The sequence below is a fragment of the Silvanigrella paludirubra genome (genome assembly GCF_009208775.1).
Taxonomy (GTDB): Bacteria; Bdellovibrionota_B; Oligoflexia; order Silvanigrellales; family Silvanigrellaceae; genus Silvanigrella; species Silvanigrella paludirubra.
The window spans coordinates 351,325-373,110 of the sequence record NZ_WFLM01000001.1 but is presented as its reverse complement, the minus strand read 5'-3'; the positions used below and the strand labels follow the sequence as shown (position 1 = coordinate 373,110).

The 21,786-nt window shown below is 31.1% G+C and carries 19 protein-coding genes; 11 read left to right on the top strand and 8 right to left on the bottom strand.

The genetic code is table 11. The features are described 5' to 3' along the window. Positions 1-212: 212 nt before the first annotated feature. The 4 genes from GCL60_RS01820 to GCL60_RS01805 all read right to left on the bottom strand — a co-directional run bounded on the left by GCL60_RS01820 (position 213) and on the right by GCL60_RS01805 (position 5,795). A complete protein-coding gene (locus tag GCL60_RS01820; protein ID WP_161998038.1) occupies positions 213-1,298 on the bottom strand; it encodes a L,D-transpeptidase family protein in 1,086 nt (361 codons plus the stop codon). 35 nt (positions 1,299-1,333) lie between these two features. After that, positions 1,334-2,353, bottom strand: coding sequence for an adenosine kinase (locus GCL60_RS01815; protein ID WP_153418151.1), 1,020 nt, complete (start codon positions 2,351-2,353; stop codon positions 1,334-1,336). 65 nt (positions 2,354-2,418) lie between these two features. Continuing rightward, the gene (locus tag GCL60_RS01810; protein ID WP_153418150.1) at positions 2,419-3,417 is read right to left on the bottom strand and encodes a hypothetical protein; all 999 of its coding nucleotides are present in this window, start codon (positions 3,415-3,417) and stop codon (positions 2,419-2,421) included. Positions 3,418-3,437: 20 nt separating this feature from the next. Continuing rightward, positions 3,438-5,795 (bottom strand): TonB-dependent receptor, encoded by a 2,358-nt coding sequence (locus tag GCL60_RS01805; RefSeq protein WP_161998037.1) that lies wholly within the window; start codon positions 5,793-5,795, stop codon positions 3,438-3,440. A gap of 297 nt (positions 5,796-6,092) precedes the next feature. Here GCL60_RS01805 and GCL60_RS01800 point away from each other — a divergent pair, with 297 nt between their 5' ends. Continuing rightward, the gene (locus GCL60_RS01800) at positions 6,093-7,742 is read left to right on the top strand and encodes an ArnT family glycosyltransferase (RefSeq protein ID WP_153418148.1); all 1,650 of its coding nucleotides are present in this window, start codon (positions 6,093-6,095) and stop codon (positions 7,740-7,742) included. Here the strand turns inward: GCL60_RS01800 and GCL60_RS01795 are convergent. Further along, positions 7,739-8,143 carry a hypothetical protein gene (locus tag GCL60_RS01795; RefSeq protein ID WP_153418147.1) on the bottom strand — a complete coding sequence of 135 codons (405 nt, stop codon included), beginning with the start codon at positions 8,141-8,143 and terminating at the stop codon, positions 7,739-7,741. The genes GCL60_RS01800 and GCL60_RS01795 overlap by 4 nt on opposite strands. Positions 8,144-8,362: 219 nt before the next feature. Here GCL60_RS01795 and GCL60_RS01790 point away from each other — a divergent pair, with 219 nt between their 5' ends. The 5 genes from GCL60_RS01790 (at position 8,363) to GCL60_RS01770 (ending at position 13,027) form a co-directional block, all read left to right on the top strand. After that, positions 8,363-8,626: a glutaredoxin gene (locus GCL60_RS01790; protein ID WP_153418146.1), complete on the top strand. Its 264-nt coding sequence runs from the start codon at positions 8,363-8,365 to the stop codon at positions 8,624-8,626. A gap of 52 nt (positions 8,627-8,678) precedes the next feature. Next, positions 8,679-9,386 (top strand): hypothetical protein, encoded by a 708-nt coding sequence (locus GCL60_RS01785; RefSeq protein ID WP_153418145.1) that lies wholly within the window; start codon positions 8,679-8,681, stop codon positions 9,384-9,386. Positions 9,387-9,499: 113 nt separating this feature from the next. Further along, positions 9,500-11,599: a transketolase gene (gene tkt, locus GCL60_RS01780; protein ID WP_153418144.1), complete on the top strand. Its 2,100-nt coding sequence runs from the start codon at positions 9,500-9,502 to the stop codon at positions 11,597-11,599. 5 nt (positions 11,600-11,604) lie between these two features. Next, the gene (locus GCL60_RS01775; RefSeq protein WP_153418143.1) at positions 11,605-12,168 is read left to right on the top strand and encodes a phosphatase PAP2 family protein; all 564 of its coding nucleotides are present in this window, start codon (positions 11,605-11,607) and stop codon (positions 12,166-12,168) included. Positions 12,169-12,202: 34 nt separating this feature from the next. Continuing rightward, entirely contained in the window at positions 12,203-13,027 is an 825-nt protein-coding gene (locus GCL60_RS01770; RefSeq protein ID WP_153418142.1) for a PDDEXK family nuclease, read from the top strand. Here the strand turns inward: GCL60_RS01770 and GCL60_RS01765 are convergent. After that, a complete protein-coding gene (locus GCL60_RS01765; RefSeq protein ID WP_153418141.1) occupies positions 12,945-14,912 on the bottom strand; it encodes a hypothetical protein in 1,968 nt (655 codons plus the stop codon). The genes GCL60_RS01770 and GCL60_RS01765 overlap by 83 nt on opposite strands. Before the next feature lie 216 nt (positions 14,913-15,128). On the opposite strand from GCL60_RS01765, the gene GCL60_RS01760 reads away from it, so the two are divergent. From GCL60_RS01760 to GCL60_RS01745, 4 genes are all read left to right on the top strand, one after another. Next, positions 15,129-15,362 (top strand): KH domain-containing protein, encoded by a 234-nt coding sequence (locus tag GCL60_RS01760; protein ID WP_148698833.1) that lies wholly within the window; start codon positions 15,129-15,131, stop codon positions 15,360-15,362. Between the two features lie 88 nt (positions 15,363-15,450). After that, complete coding sequence (locus GCL60_RS01755) at positions 15,451-16,620, top strand: hypothetical protein (protein WP_153418140.1); 1,170 nt, start codon at positions 15,451-15,453, stop codon at positions 16,618-16,620. A 168-nt stretch (positions 16,621-16,788) separates the two neighbouring features. Continuing rightward, on the top strand, positions 16,789-17,994 hold the full coding sequence (locus tag GCL60_RS01750; RefSeq protein WP_153418139.1) for a hypothetical protein: 1,206 nt from the start codon (positions 16,789-16,791) through the stop codon (positions 17,992-17,994). 160 nt (positions 17,995-18,154) lie between these two features. After that, positions 18,155-18,631, top strand: coding sequence for an Hsp20/alpha crystallin family protein (locus GCL60_RS01745; RefSeq protein WP_153418138.1), 477 nt, complete (start codon positions 18,155-18,157; stop codon positions 18,629-18,631). Between the two features lie 265 nt (positions 18,632-18,896). Here GCL60_RS01745 and GCL60_RS01740 read toward each other — a convergent pair whose 3' ends face one another. Both GCL60_RS01740 and GCL60_RS01735 read right to left on the bottom strand, forming a co-directional pair. Continuing rightward, positions 18,897-19,040, bottom strand: coding sequence for a hypothetical protein (locus tag GCL60_RS01740; protein ID WP_153418137.1), 144 nt, complete (start codon positions 19,038-19,040; stop codon positions 18,897-18,899). A gap of 447 nt (positions 19,041-19,487) precedes the next feature. Further along, positions 19,488-20,843 (bottom strand): RNA polymerase beta'' subunit family protein, encoded by a 1,356-nt coding sequence (locus GCL60_RS01735; RefSeq protein ID WP_153418136.1) that lies wholly within the window; start codon positions 20,841-20,843, stop codon positions 19,488-19,490. A 423-nt stretch (positions 20,844-21,266) separates the two neighbouring features. Here GCL60_RS01735 and GCL60_RS17245 point away from each other — a divergent pair. Next, positions 21,267-21,786: DUF6242 domain-containing protein (locus tag GCL60_RS17245; RefSeq protein WP_202613983.1), on the top strand; the 520-nt coding region annotated here is incomplete at its 3' end.

Sequence of the window (21,786 nt, the reverse complement as noted above, 5' to 3'; positions counted from 1 at the left end):
TAAATCAATATAACCTAGTTTAAAAGGGGAACACAAGGTATTTAACAATAACGAGCATTAAGTGACAAGGCTCCCTTTAAAAATCAAAATAATTTTGCATATTAAAATAACTTACACAAGTCAGTTTATTTTTTTGTAATGCTAAATTTAATGTCATTTTTAAATGGGAATCTATTTAAAAACAAGGTTACGAAAGGTATATTGACGATTATCTAGTCGTTTCTTTTTTTACTTGTATCATTAATCACGGCAAGCTCAGATTTGCCTTTTGGTGTAGCATACCATTTTTCAGCAATAATTTTATATTCATTTCCTTCTTTACGCAAATAAAGATATTTTCTACCAAAATCTTCTTTATCTGGAGAGGAATACTTTTGCAAAAATTCAACGAGTAATTGATTTCTAAAAGAAAGGATTTTAGGTTGACTTATTTCTACTTTAATTTCACCTTTACGCAATTTTGAAAGCTTTTGTTTTAATTCATACCAACCTTCTTTATTTTTGCCTAAAGATTGAAAATTTTCTGAATAATAGCTTAAGTATTTTTCAAACTCAGAATCTTCCCAACTTTTTCTCCAAGATTGAATCATATCATTTACCTTACTTCTCTCTTTTAATAAGGAATCATGTGAAACAACTTGCATTTCATCAACAATTACCACTGGTGTTTGGTATTCGGAAACATATTGAGTTATGTCTAAGACGTCTTCATTTTTTAAAGCAACACATCCTTCTGTATCGAATGGACGTTGCATTCTATCATCACTATCCACACCATGAATCCAAATTCCTGATCCTGTCTTACGTTGTCTTTTATCGAAAATATTAGGGTAATCTAGAACAAAGGCTCTTGGACCATATTTTTTAGCCTGATTTCCCCATTTTTGAACTAAATGAGAACCTTCTTTTTGACCAACGATAAAATAGATGCCTTCAGGTGTACGATTGTCACCTCTAAATTTTTTATCGCCCTGCTCTTTTCCTGTAATTGCTAAATAAGATTTCACAATCACATAACTTCCGTTTGCAAGAATTTTAAATACGCTTAATTTATGGAGATTTTTTTCTACAACGATGGCATGAGTAGGCAAATAAGCCCCTAAACTTATGAAAGCAGAAGGAACTTCATTTAAGGCTACAACTTTATTATCATTTGAAAGGTTTACGTTAAGAGGTTTATTTAAATTTAAAGGCTTATCAAGATAAACCTCTGATAATGCTGATTTTGTCAATCCCAAAAGAAGTGCAGCTGTTAAAATAAATTTTATATTTTTGATAATACAGAATTTTAACTTCACCGCACAACATCTCCATTCGAAATAGAAATGAACTATTATCTAAGAATAGCTTCCACTTGCGAGCGAATGTTTGAAGATAGGCGCACTCCCATATACGAAACGGTATCTGAAGCCAAAAGTGTTGCAATTTGCCCAGATTGTTGAAGGGTTAGGCCACTACATAGACCAAACATAAACCCACCTGCAAACATATCACCCGCTCCTGTTGTATCGGCAACTTCAACTTTTTTTGCAGGAATAAAGATTACATTTTCATCATGGGCAATATATGCCCCTTTTTCACCATCTTTTACAACAGCTATTTGAATTGTTTTACATAGTTCCAAAGCGGCAGCTTCAGGTTCTAATTCCATTAAAATTCTTGCTTCTTCTGCATTTAAAAAGACTAAGTGGGTTTTTTCTAAAAGGGTACGAATTGTTTTTTGCCCGTGTCTTTTTATGACAAAAGGATCTGCGACATCAAAAGCAACTTTAACATCATTTAATAAAGCATAATCAATGGCTGCATGAAGAGCATCGATCTGATTTTGAGTGTCTAACATATACCCTGTTGTAAATAATATTTTTGATTTTGCAATATCTTCAAACGGAACAAAGCTTGATTTATAGCTACGACATGCTCCTAAATAAGTATTTAAAGTTCTTTCTCCATCTGGGGTAACAACAACTAAACAAGTTCCAGAATGAACATCATCTATAATTGATAAACGATTTATAATCCCAAGTTCAGCCATACGACTTGCAAATGCTTTTCCATATTCATCATTACCAACACAGCTACTATAACTTGTTTTTAATCCTAAAATAGCCATACCACGAATGGCATTAGAAGCGCTGCCACCCAATTCAACTTCAGGTTTTACATTACCTAAATTTTGCAAAACTTTTTTTTGAGTTTCTTCGTCGACAAGTTGCATGACTCCTTTTGTCATGCCAAACGTTTTTAAATCAGCATCATTTGCACGCACAAGAAGATCAATTAATGCATTTTCAATGGAAACAACGTCAAGGGAATGTCTCATTTGTTCTAATGAGAAAAAAGAATTTTGAATCATGTCAACCTCTATTATAACTTTGTCAAAACAATTCTATGACAAGTAAACCTGTCATATGAAAATTGTTACTGTGTTGTAAAGGGGCCGAGAATTTTAAAGTCAACTCCACCCAATAAGTCTCTTACAATAACAAAACCACCAGCGCTATTCCCTGAACCTACACTAGGATTCCATGTTGTAGAAGCAGACGTATCTAAATTTAAATTTCCGCTAGTAACGTACCATTGCACTCTGCTTTTCGCGGAAAAAATAGAATTTGAAGAATCTCTTGGTGATGGAATGGAAGGAATTGTAATATTTGCGTTAATTGAATTATCATTTCCACCTGAAATAGTTGAACCTGTTGGTGATATACTTGAAATTTGGATTGGATTATTTGTTACAGCTAAACCATTTTGTATTGAAGTTTTTTTAGAGGAAGAAACAGCCGAAGGAAACGATGTCGAAGACCACCAAGATGCTGTTGGATCAGGTAAAAAGTAAAAAGAATAAAACCCCTGATCACTTGAAGAGCCTGTGTTTACCGTATAACTTAATTGGAATCCAGGAATATCTCCCACTTGGTTCATATATGATGTTAAATTTGTTTCTGTTAAGTTAGAGCAATTAACGGTGTAATCAAATAATGTAACACGAAATGGTGTTGTTTGAATAGCAGTTGATGTTGAAGAAGAAAAAAAGAACGATGATGCAATATTTGTTCCTGTAGTACCAGCAGATACACCTCTTGCTCCAGCTCCTCCGCTTAAATAATTAGCTCCAATTGCAAATAAAACGATTCCATTTATTGTAATTGTTGGAGTTTCTGAGGTTGGAGAAATAGCAACAATATAAAAATGAGTAGTTGCACATGATGTAGAAGAATTTGTTAACCGCAAAGGAAATTGTTGAGTAGAAGTATTAGAAGTTATTCCAGACGGAAAGACAGTACTATTTTGAAATAAAGAAGCAACTACCCTAACTTTATTAATTTTATAATAACTATTATCTGTATCACTACAAGAGTTCATTAATAAGATTACAAAAATCGAAAAAAAGTAAAAATAATTCGTTTTTTTAAACATTTTTATTCCTTAATTATATATTAAAATTTAGCTATAACTCCAATTGATGGTATTATTGGCAAACCTGTAACAGAAACTGTTTTAGAATAATCACGATTAAATGTTGTATTTGTTACGTTACTTCTGTTAAATAAATTTAAAATGTTTAAATAAGATGTTAATGTCCAATCTTTAAATAAAAAGTCATACTCTGTTCTAAAATCAACTTCCATATAATAAGGATTTCTAACATCATTTTTATTTACTAAATAAGTGTTTCCATCGGGAGAAGGAGAATAAACACCTGTATTTTGATTATATGTTCCTCCTGAAACAGAAGAATATGGAGACCCAGTCATATACTGAAAACGAGCTCCTGCATTCCATCTACTTGTAATTTTTTGTCCATAAACAATATTTAATGAATGTGTTCTATCATAATCTGAGTTTCTCCAGATTCCAGAACCAGGATCTCTTACCTCTGCTAAACTCAAACCATAACTAATCCATCCAAACCAAAAATCTGAAGGTTTCTTCTTTAGAAAAACCTCTACCCCTTTTGCTCGAGATTGAATTGAATTTTCGTACTTATTATTTGAATTATTTATTGCTGGTCCAGTTAAGTTATCACTTGTTTTATACCAGAGTTGAAGATCAGTAGAATAATTATCTAAAAATTTTGATTCATGTCCAACAACATATTGAATATTTTTCTCTAATTGTAAATCTGGATTTCCATAGCCGGGAATTGTATATTGAATTGCTGGAAGCTGACTATAATATCCAACTGCTGCTTTTAATGTTTGGCTCTCCGTTACGTCAAAACGAACACCAACTCTTGGATCTACAGATAATTGTTTCGTACTTGGTCCTTTTAATACGTTTACTCCAGGATTTATTTTAATTTCTTTAATAGGTGAATAAATAATATCTAAATATGTATCTCCATAAAATTGATCTGTACTTATGGTATTTTTTACTCTAGGAGCAAGCTCTGGATCAAAATAAATAGTAGGATCGCCACTTGGATACTGAACAACATCAATCCCAACAGAGTTATGAACATACTTAGGTCTAATTCCAATCGAATATGTGAGTAGTTCATTTATTTTTTTATCAAGTGAAACTCCAAAAACAAATAAATGGCTTCGAGCATCTATTTGGTCCCCAAAAATATCTTGTTGAAAAACTAAGTAACGTTGTTCAAATGTAAAATGTAAACCATATCCATCTTTTAAATTTAAATTATACCTTACACCAGATACTTCTGTGTAGTTATAAATGCTAAAACTATCTTTTCCAGATGCAGTATCGCTGTTACCAAGATTTCCAGATAAAGAAGCTCTATCAGCAGCTCCTAATAAATAAGCTTGCCATGTTCCGTTAGAGTGATTTCCATTAAAAACAAATTGATAATCTGTTGCTTGTGGTATGGTAACAAAACTCGAATTATTTGCTAATTTTTGAATTAGTGGTTTATATAATTCTAAATAAGTTCTTCTCACTCCTAAACGATAACCAATAGCATCATTGTCTTTTTCTGATGTTGTCGTTTTTGTTGCTTCTTGATTATTATTTGTTTCTGATTCATTTGTTTTCACATCTGAGTTTTTTGAAAATGCATTTCCTTCTAAATAAATTCCACTTTGAATCATTCCTAATTCAAATTCCCCAGAAGTGCGTTGTGGAATATTTCCTGGACTTTTTAATTGAATAACGCCACCAAGAGTATCTGTATACTTTGCACTAAATGCTCCAGGATAAAAATCCATGGACTCAATCATTCGTGAGGGAATGATGGTTTGAGCACCGCCAAAATGAAATACAAAAGGTAACAATAAATCATCATAATAATATGAATTATCGCCAGGAAGACCACCTCTCACAACAATATCTGCACTACCTGGACTTGCAGGCAAAACAGAAGGTAATGTTTGAAGTGTTTTTACTGCATCTCCTGCCACACCCGCAGTATGTGCAATCTCATCTCCATTAAACGAATTTTGTGATATTTCGTTTTTTCTTTTTGCACGAATAATTCCGTAACCACTGTACTCTGGCGCTGGCTCTAAAGAATATGGAGATTCGCTTTCTAATTTTCCATTTTCTATTTTTATAATTAAGTCCTGATAATTATCCGCTCGAATGACGACACCTTTAGAAGTTTTACTTACTAAAATCGAAAAATTTCCATTTTTATCCGATCTAGTTGTCACTTCTTTATTACTTTGGTCAAAAATCAAAGCGTCTCCAATAGGACTTACACTTCCTAAAGGTCTAATAATTCCTTTCACTAAAATTTTATTCTCTTGTGCACTATTTTGAGGCATTGTTTGTGACAAGGCCAAAAATGGAGTAGAAGAAATTAAAATCACAATGGGCAAACACTTTTTAAGCATAATTTCAAACCTATAATATTTAAATGAAGCTATCATTTTAATGTTCTGTCAGTAACTTTACATAATTTTATTATGAATTTCAAAATCTTCAAAAATAAGAGCTTGAAAAATGGCGCATTGAATTGCTTAAAATTTAATCAATTTTTATTTTAACTGATTTTGTAAGGACACAATTTACAAATTGTTATTTAAAATATAAAAAATAGTTCTCAGATATGAAATAATATTTGAATTTTTTATATTTGATTTGGTTTTTAAGAATTTTAATTTCATAATATAACTACTAAAGGATTCTTTGTGATAAAAAAAGAAGCTCTAAAAAATCTTCTAACCCCAATTTATTTGAAACAACCTTTTCAATTAAAAAACTTTTATTTATGGTTAACACTTTCTCTTTTTTTAATATTAAGGCTAATATGGTCTGCTTATTTTCCAATGGCAAATGACGAAGTATATTATTGGGATTGGTCTCGACATATTCAATTAAGTTACATCGATGCGCCTCCTTTTGTCTCTTGGATTTCCTATTTAGGAGGACTTTTATTTCAGGGATCTTTTGGAGCGCGGTTTTTTCTTCCCTTTTTACACTTATTCTCTTCTATTTTTATATTATTGAGTTCTAAGACAATTGCGGAAATAAATCAAAAAAATTTCACAAATGAAAATGCATTATGCGCTTTAATTCTGTTCCAATTAGCACCAGTATTTAATTTGGAAGGTATCATTTTATTGCCTGATGCATCACTTTTATTCGCAATTTCTGGTGCTTTATATTTTATTTTAAAAGCATTTTTAATATCAAATAAAAATCAAACTTCTCTTTCTATAAAATATGGTTTCTTTTTTGGTATTTTTCTTGGCATCGCTGCTTTATCAAAATATCATGCCCTACCCATAGCTGTGGGCTTTTTTCTTGCATCACTTATATTGCGTGGAGTAAGAAATTCTTTTCATGATTTTTCATTTTGGTTTGTAACCGCTATTGCAGCTGTAGTTGTGTCGAGCCCTGTTTTTATTTGGAATTATTTAAATAATTATGCATCATTTCATTTTCAAAGCCAACACGGTTTTTCTGGATTTTCTTTTCACTATAAACCTTTTTTAAAATATATTTTTGGAACTATTTTTTATTTATTACCTTGGTTTTTTATTCCTTTATTTTATTTTTCGATAAAAGGAATTTTAAAGAAATCTTATTATAAATCAATAAATCTTTTAACAACTATCCCATTTTTAATTTTATTTACGATTATTTTAAGCTCTGCTTTAGGTAAACAGGCATTACCCCATTGGACTATGCCTGGATTTTTATTATTAATCCCTTCATTTGTTCTTATTTGGAATCCACTGACAGGGAAAAATAGAAGTACATGGATTCGATTATTTAAAGTTACTTTATTTCTATCCGTAGTGATCCCAAGTATTTTATGTTTTCCAAAGTTTAATCTATTGCTTATTAAGGGATATACTTTTGTCAAAGGAAATGCGGACGACCTTTTTCAAGCTTATGCATGGATTGATTTACAAAAACAACTTTTAAATCAAGAAAATATAGAAATAAAAAGCGCTCCCTATTATGAAACCATTGAAAGTCAAAACTGCACAAATCAATATCAAATTGCTTCTTTAAAATGGTATTGGGCCGCACAGCTCGCTTTTCATTTTGAAAATAAACCGCGTGTTTATAATTTTGACTTTGTGAATACTTCTTTTTACTCTTGGCGTGACAAGCTATATGATTTAGCAAATTGTAAGTTTATCATTATTGGTAGCAGAGACCATTACAATAAAAACGATATATTAAAAATAATGAATATCGAAGAGACTAAAGAATTTAATATTTCTCCATATAATGGAGAAAATATTATATTTATAAGAGGAACTATGAAAGATAAGTTCACATTAAAAGAAATATACGATAACAAAATAAAAGAAGTAAAGTATTAAATGAATTTTTGAAGTTTTTCTAAAACATCATGAAGGGCACAACGAACGATTTCTATTTCCCAAGTATGGCCTTTTGCCGATTGTTCTAGTTCAGTAACCCATGCAATAAGTGTTTTGGTTATTTCCGTAAAAGACTGACCTTCTTTTAATTCAAAGTCATCATCTGATATTTGTTCTAAATAGGCTTTCCAAGAGGATTGAGGGGCATCTAGCATATTTACTAAACGATTCAAACGTTTTGTTTGATCTTGTCCTTCCCAGTCGCCACTAACTTGAAAGGGATACCAATCCAGTTCATGTCTGTGAAGCCATAGATGAGCTCCATTACTCAACGCAATTCTACGAAAGTCGTCAGGCAAGGCATTTTGAAAACCATCAGGCCTTTTCCAGATTACATGCATGATACTATCCTCATTTGCTCTAATAAATAAAAACACACCCTTTGGTGCATAATTTTAAACCCTGATAATACAACTCAAAAAAAAATACACAAGCTTAAAAAATAAATTACCGAAATCACAAGAAAGGATGACAACACGTATCACTTAGTATTACTATTCGCAATAAACTCTGTTTTATTTCTAATAGGGTTTAATTGTTTAATAAAAGGAGTATCCCATTTGAATAGAGTCAAAATTTACACCACAAAAGTTTGTCCTTATTGTAATGCAGCGAAAAATCTATTTAAAAAACTAAATGTAGATTTTGAAGAAATCAACTTAGATGATGATCCCGATCTCCGTGCAAAATTATCTATGGAGAATAATGGATGGCGTACTGTTCCTATGATATTTATTAATGATAAATTTATAGGCGGTTTTGATGACACCAATAAACTTTATAAAGAAGGAACTCTTTTAAAGTTACTTGGGCTTAGCGAATAAATAATATTTTAAGATTAAATACAAAAATTAATTCACTCAAAAAGTAACAAATATGAAACACTTTGTATTTTCAATATCAATTATTTCTTTAATATTGAATAGCTGCGCAGTAGGCTTCAGCAATAAACAAAATTATATTCCAGAAGAATTTTCCAAAGTTTATATTCCCTCTGCCAAAGATTCATCTATTTATTCTGGTAATTCTAGCAGATTATCGCAGTCTGTTAGACAAAAAATGGCATTGAGAACAGATATTCAAATGACGGATCTTGAAAATGCAAGATGGGCTTTACAAATTAAAATTCTTGATAGAAAACAAAGCATTGTCGCCATTGAAGATTGCAAAAATCCCTCTACAGCCAGTGTTGCCAGCGGCGCCTATAAATGCTCCCTTATTCATCCTGAACTTAACAATTCAAATACAACTTCACCAACATCTTATAATCAACCCACAAAATCTCCTTCACAAGAGAAAATCTCTTTGGTTGTTCAAGTGAAAGCGATTGACCTAAATAGTGGTGCTACAATGTGGGCAAAACAATATGCTGCAAACAATATTCCTGAAGTTGTTTTTAATGAAATTGGAGATACGGACGGTAATACGCTAAAGTACATGCAATGGACGCCCGATTTGCATGTTTTACGTTACCAAGAAGCAATTAATAATGCCGTAAAAAGTTTCTCTGAAGCCATCTCTTCCGATGTCCAATCTATGATTTTTGAATCTATGCCTAAAAAAGGGACTGTAGAAAAAAAATAATTTACAAAATCATCCCATAATAAAAACAACCTAATTCTTGTTGATAAAATAGATATCTAATTGTAGTTTTGGCACGTTTTATAGAGAATAACCCATGCAGGAGAACTCCAGCTATGTTTATGAAATTTGTTTCAGATCATAAAAAAGACTTAGAAAATATTGCCGTTGCCGTGCGTATTTTAGGAATGGATGCTGTTTTAAAAGCAAAATCAGGACATGTTGGATTGCCTTTGGGGGGTGCTGAAATGGGCACCCTTCTTTATTTTGCAGCAATGAATCACAATCCAAGTAACCCAAATTGGATTGATCGCGATCGTTTTGTTTTATCAGCGGGTCATGGAAGCATGCTTCAATACGCCCTTCTCCATTTATCAGGATATTCCCTATCAAAAGAAGAAATTATCCAGTTCCGTCAACTTGGAAGCAGCACGGCAGGCCATCCAGAATATGGCCACACACCTGGAATAGAATGCACAACAGGTCCTTTAGGACAAGGTATTTCACACGCTGTTGGTATGGCGCTAGCAGAACGCATGCTTGCTTCTCGTTTTAATGAAAAAGATTCTTCTTTAATTGATCACAGGACATTTGTTATTGCAGGAGACGGTTGCTTAATGGAGGGAGTCAGTTCAGAAGCTTGTAGTTTTGCTGGCCACCATAAGTTAAATCGTTTAATTACTCTTTATGATGCCAATAATATTACAATTGACGGAACAATTGATATTTCATTTACGGAAAATGTCGCTAAAAGATATGAATCTTATGGATGGAATGTTTTACATGCCGACGGAAATGACTTTTTATCCTTAGCAAAAGCTATGGAAAAAGCATTCGAAAACTCCAATTTACCAAATGGAGAAACAGGACCAACATTAATTGTTTGCAAAGGAATTCCTGGGAAAGGTTCACCTAAATGGGAAGGAAAACCTAAAATTCATGGAAACCCCATGACTGCAGAAGATGTCATTGATGCCAAAAAACATCTTGGCATTGAAAATACAACTCCATTTTATATCCCAGATTCCCTTATAGAATCAGCTCATAAGCTTATTCATTTCCGCAAAGAAAAATACAATAAATGGGAAGTTTCATTTAAAGAAACAGAACAAAAATGGCAAAAATCAAATAGCAATAAATTAGAATTATGGAAAACTCATTTTAATGATCAATTTGTTGTTTCTTTAAAATCAGAATCTTGGGCTTTAGCAAAAGGAAAAATGGCAACTCGAGTTGCTAGTGGAAAAGCATTATGTGAATTGGCAGCAGAAAATCCAAGACTTGTTGGCGGATCAGCAGATTTAGCGGGTAGTAACTTAACAACCTTACCAAATACCTCTTTTATCAATAGCAAAGATTTTTCAGGTAGAAATATACACTTTGGTGTAAGGGAACATGGAATGGCAGCTATTTGTAACGGAATTACATTGCATGGCGGATTTCAAGCTTATTGCGCTACCTTTGCTGTCTTTTCTGATTATATGAGACCAGCCATTCGACTTGCTGCCATAATGAAAACGCCAACACTATTTATATTAACTCATGATAGTTATGCCGTTGGTGAAGACGGGCCTACACACCAACCAATCGAACATGCTGCTTCATTAAGAGCAATTCCTGACCTACAAGTTTATCGCCCTGCAGATACTCTAGAAACATTTGTAGCTTGGGAAAATGCAGTTGCAACTTATAATAAACCAACTGCTCTTTTATTAACAAGACAAGATCTTGAAGATTTAGACAATCATTTACAAGCTCCTAGAAAAATGGAAAATGTAAAAGAAGGTTTAGTTAAAGGAGCTTACATGCTGAAAGATTTTTCTGAAAATGAAAAATCTGAAAAAATTGTTTTAATTGCTTCAGGAAGTGAAGTTTCTTTAGCATTACAAACAGCTCGCGAGCTAGAGAATAAATCTCTTGAAAATGCCTCAGGAAATAAAGTAACACTTTCAATCCGTGTCATCAGTTCTTGTGCTCCTCAATTGCTTGTTGAAAACCCTGTTACATTAAATAATTTGTTACCTAAAGAGCTTCCTATTATTGCTATAGAAGCGGGTTCTACTCAAAGTTGGGGCGAAATTGTTGGAAGAAATGGAGCTATCTTTGGAATGAAATCATTCGGAGCTTCTGCACCAGCGCAAGATCTAGCAAAACATTTCGGATTTACTCCTGAGAAATTTGGATTATTTATTTTAAACCATCTTAAATTAAGGTAATAAGAATGACTGCTATAAAAACGAAGTCATTACAAATTTTGCAAAAAGCAACAATAAAAAATACAAACTTAATTTATTTTTTATGTTTATCATTTGTTTTTATTATTAATATTATAATAAATTCAAAAGAATCGTATAATACATGGATAGAAATAATTGGTACAATTCTGCAAATTGCAATTCCCATGTATGTCTTAGTTCCTGTTATTTGGAAAAAAGATAAAGAGGGAACAATTCAAATGCTACGTTTGCTACTGGTTGTAGTAGGAATTACTTGGGCCTTTAAATTAGGCTTAAGTCAAGTATTTGGAATCAATGATATGAGACCTAGAGGAGGCTCCATGAGCTTCCCTAGTGGCCATACTACAGGAGCTTTTTCAGGGGCAATATTTTTATCATTAAGATATGGCTGGAAATACGCTGCTTTTACCTTACCTCTCGCTTTTTTTGTTGGGTACACTCGTATTTATGCTCTTGCACACTGGCCAATAGATGTTATAGCGGCTATCATATTATGCTCTGTAAGTGGTTTTTTACTTGTAAAAAAATATCAAAAAACAGAGGCTTAAATTTTTAACTAACTAATATAACTAGGAAACACGGATGTTGCCTCAGTTCTTGAATGATTTTATCAATCAATTTTCACAAGTTTTTCTAGTTACCTTATTAATATGTTATATTATTACCTATATTTCTATTTTTTTTCTTCTAAAAAATGAAAACTTAAAAATTAAATTTATTAATTTTCTTGCAAACATCTTTTTTATATCTGGGTATTTATATTTAAACAAAAATAACATTCATTTTTTAAGTGTAACTTTATATCTAAGTTCTTCCATATTTTTTTTCTTTTTAACAACAAAGTTATTTTTAATAATTCACTATATTTTTCAAAAAATAACCCATTTTTTTAGCAAATCAAAAAAGAAAAAAATAAATTTAAAAGCAACTCGTATAACAAAAGAAAAATCTAGTATTCATAGTCCACAAAGAAGATCGTCTCCCTTTGGAACACCTCAAGTTATGACTTCTTTTGGTCTTAAAGTAAGAAGTAAAAGTGAAGTATTTATTGCTGAAAAGCTTTTTGAAAAAAAAATTGAATTTAAATATGAAATTCCTCTTTCTGCAGGAGGAAAAACGTATTATCCTGATTTTACTTTATATGTAGGAAATAATGAAATTTATTGGGAACATTTTGGAATGATGAGTGATGAAACTTATGCGGAAAAGACAGAAATTAAAATAAAATGGTATAAAAAAAACTTTCCTAATAAACTAATTTGGACAGAAGAAAGCTCTCAACTTATGCCACAAGTTCATGATATTGTAGAAAAAATAGCGAAGTCTAAGCGGCACCCTCAGATTCATCAGATTCTGAAGCAGATGCATGATTCAAAGGGACATGCATCTCAACATCGCCGTATTTAATTTGCATTTTACCATTGCTATTTTCAATAATAAATGTTTCGTCTTCAATTTGCATTTCAAACGTTTTTCCATCTGCAATTGTCTTAAATGGAATTCTAAAATCAGAGCCATCCGATAAAATAACCATAAAATATTTACCACGTACTTGAATAGATATTTTATTTCCAGAATTTACATTCTCTGATTTAACATCCTCATCGAGACCCATCGGTGCGGCAGAATCTTCACTTATAACTTCTTCTGCTGGAGGTGGAATTTCTCCAGCCTGAATAGTTGTATCTTCTCCTAATCCATGATCAATGGGCTCTGGTGTACTTTCTTCTCCTCCCGGTGCAGCCGCTTCTTCTGCAGGGGATTCTGAAGGCGCGTCCGTAGGAGGAGCTTCAGAAGTTGCCGTATCATCAACAATATCAAGATCTTTTACTTCTACTGAAGGTTTTTCTTCGCTAGTGGCATCTGCGGGAGGCTCACTTCCCGCCGCTTCGATTGCAGGCTCTTCTCCAACCGCAATTTCTTCTTCTTTCATAGTTTCCTCCCCTACTGGGACTTCTCCTTCAGCGGTATCTGTCGCAACAGCATCGTCCGATGGAGGAGAAATTTCTTCAGTAACAGACTCGTTTTCTTTAGGAACTTCTTCTACACCTGCTACTTCTAAAGGAGCCTCTTCCGCAGGAGCGGTTTCTTCTCCAACCTCTAAAGGAGCTTCTTCTACCGAAGCTGTTTCTACAGGTACTGTTTCTGCTCCTGCAACCTCTAAAGGAGGTTCTTCAGGTGTAATTTCGGAAGGAGTAGCCTCTACAGCCGCTATTTCTAAAGGCGCTTCTTCTTCAGCTGGTGATGCATCGCTTGCTATCGCTTCTTCTGCTGCGGGTGATGCATCGCTTGCTATCGCTTCTTCTGCTGCGGGTGGTGCATCGCTTGCTATCGCTTCTTCTTCAGCTGGCGGTGCATCGCTTGCTATCGCTTCTTCTGCTGCTGGCGGTGCATCGCTTGCTATCGCTTCTTCTGCTGCTGGCGGTGCATCGCTTGCTATCGCTTCTTCTGCTGCTGGCGGTGCATCGCTTGCTATCGCTTCTTCTGCTGCGGGTGGAATTTCTTCATTTTGTTTATTTAATGGTTCTTCTAAAGGAGATTCTGTTAAAGGAACAGCTGCGGTATCTTCTGTTAATTCTTCTGGCTCTGCGCTTTTAGATTCTTCAACCTGAGCAGGTTCCCCATTTTGATTTGAAAATCCTGCTTTTTGAATAGATTCTTTAAATGTATTTAAACCTATTCTTGCAACAACATCTGCTAAAGATTCATTTTCTTGTTTATTTTGTGAATAGGTGTCGAGCATGATCGAAATAGCTTCACCAATTTTTGGTCTAGGTATTCCTTCTGCAACATATTCAGCTAATTTTGGTTTATCTGAAATTCTTCCACCAATAAATAAACGGTAACCACCCTTTTCACCAATAACATGAATATCATCTGTTGCAGATGCCACGCATGCGGTTGCACAACCGTTCATACCAATATTTAAAGCTTGAAAAGATTCTTTAAATTTTTCATTCAACATAGGTGAAATTTCTATAGCATCTCCTAAAGCATCTTGCTCGCATTTTGAGCAAAGCTCACCTAAACAAGCCTTAGGAGATAAAATAGAATGGTTGCGATAATGTTTTAATAAAATCCCTGATTTTGATAATTTTGCATGCAACTCCAAAAGCTTCTCTTTTGGTACCATAAAACCAATTCGTTGATCTTCTGTCACTTTAAGAAAGACAGAAACATCATCTGCAACATCACAAATAAGTCGGAGTTGACTGCCATTATAAACGCCGCCAGCAGCTTCAGCGAGAACAAATAAATTTCCATTTTTTAGCTCAAACTGCCCAGAAGACAAAATCCAACCCCCATACAATACGACAGTTAAGGTATCGTTTACTTGCCATAGAACTTGAGTGGGCTTACATTGTGTTGAAATATAAATTTATTTTGGTTACTAAAGCATTTCAGGCTTTGAACCGATAAAGTTCCGTCCGTGAATTTGCTTGTTCCTGCTGTCCTGTTACTTTTTAGGAAGGAGTTTCCAACTATGTCCACCTCCTCTGCGTCTTCCATGCGAGAATTAATTGAATATGTAGCTAAATCACTTGTAGATAATGCAGACAAGGTTGAAATTAACGAAATTAATGGCGCTCAAACAAATGTAATTGAATTAAAAGTGGCAAAAGAAGATGTAGGAAAAATAATTGGTAAAAGCGGTAGAACAGCTGATGCCATTAGAACTATATTAAATTGCGGAGCTGCTAAACAAAATAAAAGATATATTCTTCACATTATCGACGAATAAAATTTTCATTATGTATTAATTTATTGACATTATTGGCGATAACTCATTTGAAAAAAATAACCAATATTATTTTAATTTGAGATGAGTTATGAAAATTTTTCAGCTTTTTCTTATTTCTTTTTTTTGCTGTTTGTTGCTTGGATGTAGTCATAAGCTAGGATCGACAACAACAGTAAATATAGATTTACTTTCGCTGCATAATTCAAATGGTTTATCAGAAGATTCTTCTATAATTCCTATTTTAATTCCTATCAAAATTACAAATTTATCTGGTGTTATTTTACAAAAAAATTTAAATTCAGAAACAAACTCAATAGAACTACCAAATGGAAAATTTCATATACAGGTCGGATTTTTTGCTAAAATAATCCAAAACGAATCATCTGATATTTGTGATAATAACGAAACTGAAACAAATTCTTTTATTTCTAAATCATTTTATTATACAGAATTTAATAGCGATTTTGAAAACATAATAAATAATGATTCTATAAAAATTCAATTTCAAAATCCACTTCAATCTATTTCTTTTGGACATTTTGGATTTAAAATTTATGATATGCAAGGAAATCCTGCACGCTATGCAAAAATTTTTTATGTAGACTCCATTAGTGGTGAAAAAATAAAAGACCCCTGTTCTCATATTCCATTAAGTGATATTAGCGATGATGAAGGTAGAATCGCAGTTGATCTTCCGATTTATAATTATTCTTCACAATTAAAGTTACAGGTAATACTAGAAGAAGATGAAGTTTCTAAAGAGTTTTTATTTTCTTTTAACCCCCAAAAAAACCAAGCACAATTTTATAAGTTGAATATGTCAAATAATTTGATCTCTTCTTATGACGAACAAACAGAAAGTTTTCTAGAAGATGGAACTAGTATTTCTTATAGAAGAGATATTTTAAATAAAAATCCTCGATTTCCAGATATTCCTAATTTCAAAATTCAAATACCAAATCAAGAAGATGGTAATTTATCTTTACTAGATAACTTAACAGATAATATTGTAATAAATAGCTATGATTTAATCACAAAAAGAAGTTTTATAGTTTATTGCCAATTTTCAAAAATAAATCACGATGATCAAAAAATTATTCTTTTGCCAATTCAAAACTGTAATAAACCAGTCGCAAATATTTTTGAATTTTTAAATAAATTTGATAAAAAATTAATAATTGAAGCAAAACTTATGGACTCTGAAAATTTTATCGCTTCAAATAATTTAGAGGATGTTAAAATCATTCTTAAAAACTGAAGCTAATTTGACATTATTTTTTATAAAAAGTGAATTTATATAAAAATAACGAATAAATTCATATATGAAATATAAAAAAATCTAAACATCATGAAAAATCAACTAAAAACCATGAAAACCGATAAAAAATTTGAATAATATTAACAAACTTTTTCGGAAAGGAGTTCAATGAATACCATAAAAATATTTCAAAAATATTTGTTTTTATGTTTATTTATAATCCTTTCAAACAATTTTATTTCTTGCCATCATTATAGTGGGCAATCCATAAACTTTCAGGTAAATGCTCCAAGCTTAAATAATCATAACCGCTCTTCTAGCTATACTTCTTTTATAACTAGACAAATTCCTATTCAAATTACAAATTCAAGTGGATTTAATCTACAAACAACTTTAAACTCAGGCTCAAATAGTGTTCAATTGCCAACAGGATCAATTCATATTAAAATTGGATATTTAGCTGATGGTTTAAAATCATCTCAAACTACATGTGATAATAGTGGCTCAAATAATAGTTCTGGAGATGATAATAAGGTATTGTATACTGAATTTGAATCCGATTTCACCATAAATAGCAGTACAAGTTCAATAAATATAAATTTTCCAAATCCATTTACAGAATTTTCATTTGATCATTTTGGATTTATAATAATCGATGCTTCTGGAAACCCTGCTGTAAACGCTCAAGTATATTATGTCGATCCCATTAGTAATCAAAAAATATATAATCCATGCAAAGGGATCCCTGAAAATGGCACTACCGACTCTTTAGGAAGATTTGCTGTCGATCTTCCTGTTTATAACAATTCAAAACAATTTTATTTTAATGTAGTATTAAGTGATGGTACCACACAAAATTTTAAACCTACTTTAGCAAGAGGTGCTTCAAAGGCACAGTTTTATTTTATGAAAATGGCTAGCGGATCATTGACTGCAATGAACGATCAAACAGATAGCTTCTTAGGAGATGGTTTTACAATTGCCCAAAGAAGAGATACTTTACTAAAAAATCCAAGATTCCCAGATATTACTTCTGCTACTTTAAATTCTCCAGACTACGATACAGGTTTCGCAAGCTTATACCCTAATTATACACAAACCGAAAATCAGTATGATTTAATTTACAGAAGAAAATTAGTTATCATGTGCCAAATTCTAGATAGTAATAATAATCCAATTTCACCATTTTCGAACTATCAAATATGCAATAATTATTACCCTGATATTGGATTAATTACTTCGCCAAATCTTTCTTCTGGCTCAAGTTATAATTTAAATGTTTATTATTATGATACGGAAGGTTATTGCCCCTTATCCTCAACTTCTGGTTGCACTGCTTCAATTCCACTATCTAAAAATTTTATGTATAAATAGCAAATGTAATCATATATTTAAATTGTCAAGTACCCTAAAATTAAATAAATTATAAATTTTATTAATTGAAAAAGCTTTACAAACAATTTTATCGATTATGTTTACTTATGTGGAGGAAGAAAAACTCCATTAAATTAAAAATATTTCTAGGAGAAATATCATGTATTATAATAGCATTAGAAGACATTGTTCTAATAAAAATAATTCGTTACCTTTTTTTGGATTTCACAATGAAGTTGGTACTTTATTACATTCTATTCTTAAAGACCATATTAAAAATACGGAAACAGAAGAAAAAGGAGAAGTTTGGTTTAAACCTAATATAGATATTTTTGAGACAAAAACACATTATATAGTTACAACCGAATTAGCAGGAGTTGAACAAAAAGATATTCAAATTTTGATTGAAAAAAATATATTAACAATTTATGGTGAAAAGAAAAAAGCGGAAATAAATAACGAAACAACCGTATTTAGAAATGAAAGGAGTTTTGGAAAATTTAGTCGTTCGATTGAGTTTCCTGAAAAAGCAAATCCTGAGGTTACAGATGCTCAATTTAAAGACGGTATTCTAACTATTAAAATAGAAAAATATATTCAAACTGAAGCTAAAAAAATTGAAATTCGTACCGCTTAATTGCTTTTTTTCTGATTCTCTCTATATGAATCACACTCTTCATTAGAGTGAATCAGAAATTTCAACAAACGTATTAAAAACATTACTGGTTTCTAATTCCTATTTAATTGATTTGGTAATTGGTAATTGAACAAATTCTAATAGGTGTCTTATATCGAATGCCCAAGCTAATGAAAATTATAATTTACAGCCATTTGCCCTGATAAAGTAACAGTATATTCAATTTCCGCTTTTATTTTTGCTAATTTTCCATACATGGATACTTTCATACACGTGTTTGGTGGAACAAAAAAATCCCACCTGCTTCAGGCGAAAATTTCTCTGCGGTTGATTTTGATTCATCTCTCCCAAAAGTATAGGTGTCTGTAAATGAATAAATTGCAGAAACCTCTGAACCTAATTTATCCATTCCAAAATTAATCCCAACCAACACCTAGCATTGTTGCTTAGAAGCATCCTTAAGTCCACTTTATGGAAAAGGGAATTCTCAATACAGCGAGAAGATCTTGGAGCCATTATTTGAGTTATATTTGTCCTATTGTCAAAAATATCTTCCACAATTAATTCTAAATTAACGTTAGATTTAACAATTGTACTTTTGAACTTTAAATAGTAATTTTGACATCATCTCATTCATATTTTTTGTATAAATTACAAATATTTACATAGACAATTCAGGTACAATAATCACAAAAATATATTTTACAAATTTAACACCAGTAAATATTTAAAAAAAGCTTATAATTAAATTATGATGATAAGAAATCCTTTAGACTCATAAAATTAAGAACATTTTATAATAAAAATATTAATTTCATAAGTATATATTGATATTTTTATTTAATGAAAATTTATTCTAAAATAAATAATAAATTGATAAATCAAAATTATAAATAAAATATAAACCTGAATTTCCAGTAAAATTATACCCATTAGAGTTATCCTCACTATAATCAAGATATCCTATAGCAGAATAAATACTTCCACCTAAGCCAAAATTATCAAAAATATTATAAATCCCAATTAAAGTAATACCTAAATTCATATTTTTATTAACTTTAGGATTATTATTAATCGATATGCCAGAAATTGAATAATTATTACTATACATTGTTAAAGGTGAATAATTAAATGAAGATAATATAAATCCTGTAAATTCAGTTACTGGCTTATATTTTAAACCATTTTCAATTCCGAACTCTAAAGAATTTAATTTACTTTCTAATTTATAATTTCCAATTAATGAATTTCTCTTAGTCTCCTCTAACCGAGTATTAACTCCTAAAACATATTTAACAGAATTATATAAATCTAACAAAGGTATTAAGATGCTAATTTTTGCGTTATATCCTGTATAAGTTGTTTCAAAAATTCGAATATTTGAATAACCTATATTTAAAATAATATCAAATAAATTTTTATTATTTTTATAATCAATATTTCTTGATAAATTTTCGAATATTATCGGCAATGTTGTTAATGCATATATATTTTCTATTTTAGAACTATCTGGTTTTCTTTGATAATTTAAATAACTATTTTTATAAATTGTATATTCAATTCCAGGATTAAGATTTATTTGATTTTTTATTACTTTTACGTTTCCACAAAAAAGTATTATTTTAGTATAAAACTTGTTTTCTTTATTCTCTCTTTCTATATATATATCAGAACCAGGTTCAATAAGTATTCGAATTTCATTTGTTTCTAAGACTATACTATTTTTTTTAAAATCATGATTATAATTAATTTTAAATGTTTTAATTCTTACACTTCCAAAATTTAATTTGGCATATTTAGCATAATTATTTTTTTCTGATGAACCTTGAACTACAAGATCTGAAGAAGGCAATAAATACCAAACTCCAAAATTTTGTTTTGATATTTTCAAAAGGCCAAGATTATCTGTAATAAAGTTAGCGTATCCTAGATTAAAATAATATGGTAATGTGTAAATATTAAATCTTTCATTATTATTCTGAAATATTGTCCCTCCTAAATACACAGGTAAAATCTCATGAGTGTAGGTTAATACTGGTAAGCTGGTATTTTCAACTTTCCATTGCTGTAATTCACGATCTTCATTCTGTAGTTTAATCTCTTTTGCAAAGCTGCAAACTTGAGAATCTAAAACTTCATCAGCTAAGCTAAATTGGGGAAAAAATATTGTTAGTAATAACAATTCAAAATAAATTAAAATTTGTTTAAACATTTTGTTCCTTATCAAAATATTTACTTTACTTCGTAATTTTTTTTAATATTCAATCCGTTGTTATAATTTTATCATATTTTAAAAATATTTAATCTATTATTAAAAATTAAATAACGTAATATTATTTTTATTTTTTGATAGAAACTACAAAAGTGAAATATTTGCCGTAATTATAATTTGACGATGAAAAATTATTAAATTATAAGATATGGAATTTAATAACAATTAATCAAGTAAATTCAGATACTTATTTGCGCTTAATAATAATTCCAATAAGTTATTAATTTTAAAAATCATTTAGATTTTTTAAGCTTAATTTTTTTAATGTATATTTTTCCTATTAATTTATAATTAAATATTTTTAACTTTTAATTTCAAAATATATTAAAATAAATAAAGTAATAAGATTTATCTGAGTAAAATATGAAACGAATAAAAATTCTTATAGCATTATCATTTCAATTATTTATATTAGTTGTTAGTTGTTTCCCAATTATACCAGAACCTAAACCTCCCTTACAGCATCCTAATATTAATGAATTTTCAATTCCTTCTCAAATCTCTAGCTCAATCTCTGGAAATAATGTCAATGTTGTCATGCCTTTTGGGACAAATCTAACCAGCTTAGTTGCTACATTCTCTCTCTCTGCTGGCGCTTCTGCTAAAATTAATGGAACTACACAAGTTAGCACCACTACCGCTAATGATTTTACCAACCCTGTTACCTATACAATTACTGCTCAAGATGGAGTTTCTAACAACAGCTACACTGTTACTGTTACAAACGCCTCAAACTCAGCCGCTCAATTGACTGCATTTTCAATTCCTTCTCAAATCTCTAGCTCAATCTCTGGAAATAATGTCAATGTTGTCATGCCTTTTGGGACAAATCTAACCAGCTTAGTTGCTACATTCTCTCTCTCTGCTGGCGCTTCTGCTAAAA